Source organism: Vibrio sp. 970, assembly GCF_033339075.1.
On sequence record NZ_JAWOTW010000512.1, the window covers coordinates 1 to 612 of the forward strand.

General features: G+C 45.6%; 1 protein-coding gene. It reads left to right on the plus strand.

All coding sequences use genetic code 11. The features are described from left to right. Positions 1-391, plus strand: a 391-nt coding sequence (locus tag R7Q11_RS27600) for an ABC transporter permease subunit (RefSeq protein WP_225467161.1), incomplete at its 5' end; no start/stop codon positions are given. Between the last annotated feature and the right edge of the window lie 221 nt (positions 392-612).

Here is a 612-nt window from a genome sequence, read left to right on the forward strand (position 1 = left end):
TGCCATGTTAGCGTTGGCATTAAATACGGCTGCGTACAGTACTCAGCTTTTCAAAGGTGCGTTTAATGCGATTCCTTCAGGTCAATGGCAAGCGTGTCGTGCGCTGGGTATGAACAAAAGTGCCACGTTACGTGTGTTACTTCCTTATGCGATTCGCCGCGCGGTGCCTGCTTACTCAAACGAAGTGATTTTGGTGTTCAAAGGCACGTCTTTGGCGAGCACCATCACCATCATGGACTTGATGGGCTATGCTCAGCGCATTAATGCTCAAACCTACGATACATTAATGGTCTTCGGTGTAGCAGGCGCGTTTTATCTGAGCGTGAACGGGATTCTGACGCTTATCTTCCGCCAAGTTGAGAAAAAAGCTCTGGCTTTTGAAGCCGTATAAATACGAAACCATTGTTGATTTAAGTTCATCACATCTTCAATTTCACCATGCCTCTGCGACTGACTCTCTGGTAGGGGCATTTTTTCTTTCTCTTCTCTTGTTTTACCCGGAAGTGGAAAACTGCGCATCTTTCACCAAACTTAAGTGAGTAGATTTTTCTGGGTAGTCACATGGAACGACGCCATTTTCTTGTGCTATGGACATTGATGTTTGCGCCATTT